Origin of the sequence: Gilliamella sp. B3127 (assembly GCF_026536935.1) — a bacterium.
Classification (GTDB): Bacteria; Pseudomonadota; Gammaproteobacteria; order Enterobacterales; family Orbaceae; genus Gilliamella; species Gilliamella apicola_E.
Genome location: NZ_JAFNNI010000016.1, coordinates 1 through 2423, shown reverse-complemented (window position 1 = coordinate 2423; position 2423 = coordinate 1). Strand labels below are relative to the sequence as shown.

General features: G+C 30.2%; 2 protein-coding genes and 1 pseudogene. All 3 read right to left on the bottom strand.

Annotated elements, in window-relative coordinates:
* On the bottom strand, positions 1-392 hold a 392-nt coding region (locus J3U00_RS11575), incomplete at its 3' end, for a hypothetical protein (RefSeq protein ID WP_267332467.1).
* A gap of 289 nt (positions 393-681) precedes the next feature.
* A complete protein-coding gene (locus J3U00_RS11570) occupies positions 682-1719 on the bottom strand; it encodes a hypothetical protein (RefSeq protein ID WP_267332466.1) in 1038 nt (345 codons plus the stop codon).
* A gap of 372 nt (positions 1720-2091) precedes the next feature.
* Positions 2092-2423: pseudogene (locus tag J3U00_RS11565) on the bottom strand (hypothetical protein); the annotation flags it as partial.

The window sequence follows — 2423 nt, the reverse complement described above, 5'->3', positions numbered from 1 at the left end:
TCAGCTTCAGAATCATATTCATCTATTTTAACGATTTTTAAGCTGTTGTTATCTAAAAGATACATGGAATTTTTTTTACTGTTGTAGGCTAATACAGCTTGTGCTTCAAATATTGAATAATCCTGGCTTGGGTACAGCCATAATACATTTTGTTCGGGAAGCGTTAACTCTTGATAACTTTTACCCCGGTCTTTCGATATAAGTATTACTGCTTGATCTCCTATTTGGCTTGAATCTAAATCGTTAAGATCTTTACTTCCGATTAAGATAATGGTGTTTTCATTAGGGGCTATAAAATCTTCAAAACGAAAAGCAGACATTGGGTCTAAGACAGTTGCTTGATCGGTTAAATGGTATAGTTGATTAAAATCGTATTTGGCTATCCATTTCATATTTCCTTGTTTATTGGGGTTACAGCTGAATAAAAAAAGGCTTAATAGGGTAGTGATAATGAATTTATTATTTAGGGATATCATCATAAAAAATACTCTAGTTACATATCCTTTGTTATCGGACTCTTGTTATTAAATTTCAAATAAAACCAACAGCCATTATAAAGATTAGTTTTGAATGATTATTCGTTATAATTTACTAATTTATATCAGTTTACTTACCACCGTTCATATTTATGAGGGTGATAAGCATAATAATTGTTTGTTTACTACACAATCTTTAATTCAATTAATCAATTTCTTTATCCACAAATTTGCGTTCGACAAGCTCACCGTCTTTATAGGTTTCTGTGTACAAAAGTTTGCCTTTTTTAGCAGAAGATAGATCAGCAGATCCATCTGGCTTCTCTTGGTAATCTAATTCATAAAACTTCCAAATTCCAATCGGTAACCCTTTATGGTAATTTGCTTCAAGATAAGTATAACGGAGAGGATAAGTATAATAACCATTCGGCTTCTTCTCAATCCATAAACCTTCACGGGTATGATTTTCGACTAATCCTTGTTCTTCTTCATTTTGGTAAAATCCGTTTTGGTCGTAATATCGAATAAATTTGCCTTCAGGCGAAATTTGGAATTTTTCATAACGAAAAAAGTTGACTTCTTCAACATCATAATCAAAGTATTTAATATGAATAATTCCTTTTCTGTCAATATACAGGCGTTTTGTCTTAAGATCGTATCCACTATTAGTATCCAGATAAGCATTCATAGAATCTAATTTGTTTCCTTGATTATCTATAACCATTAATTGCATTTTTTGGAAGTGAATTGTAGGTGCTATAATTTGATCACTATAACCTTGACTAAAAAGCATTATTAGAGATTGGTTGTTTGACAAATTAATTTTCCATAATGGATATAAAATTTCTTCAAAATTGTAAAGTATATCTGTTTGTTTTTTTATAAACTGATAAGGAAAAAAGTAATCATAATAGATATTAGCCATATTAGCATTAGTATAAGTATAAGTATAAGTAATACTATCGGTAAATTTTAAATCTCGTTTTTTATCTTTATAAACATCGTAAAACAAATTTGAATGATGATAAGCTAAATCTATAGGTGTTTTATACCATGTATTGCTTGGATAATCGTATTTTTTCCAATTTTCTGGGAATTGGACGTCAATTAACTCTTTAGTTCCGAAAGGTAAAGTAATTACGGGAATTGAATTCTTCTTTTTCGAATCTGAAAAATCCTGAGATTTTACGCCTTGACAAGAACATAGAAAAATAACTAAAAGTAAAAGGTAATTTTTTTTCATTACAATAATTCCTTAGATAATTGAATAATCGTGGCTAGAGTGCAACCATAATACATTTTGTTCGGGAAATGTTAACTCTTGATAACTTTTGCCCCGATCTTTAGATATAAGTATTACCGCTTGATAGCCTCTTTGAATTGATTCGAGAGAGCGAAGACTTTTATTTCCTTGTCTAACGGGGTTACAGCTCAATAAAGCGAAGCTTACTAAAATTGTTATCAGTATTTTTTTATTCAAACTTATCATCCTTTAAAAATCTATTTTTTATACAGTCTTTGTAAGGTGGCTTTTGTTATCGACAGATAATCTAAATTTCGAGCTATAATAAGAGACTGCTTCCAAGTTTTTGTAACCCACCACTCATAAGATTTTTTATTTTTCAAACTCACCGATTAATAGCCTTCCACCTCCGCCATCTCTCTCATTTTTATCATAAAATGTGGCATCTAAAATGATAAATTTATCCTTATAAAATCCGACAGGTCTAGAGGCAGTAAAAAAGCCCTTAAACTCTTTTTCATACCATGTTTTACCATAATCATACGAATATCGGAAAATAGGATAAAGGGCTGAAGTAAGTTTATAATCGCATGCAAAATTTTTATAACGATAATATCTACTTCTATCCCCTTTTTCGAAAGTATATAAAAGCTCTTCTTTATTATTATAATAAGAACCTCCACCTTTAGACTTATTTTCATTGA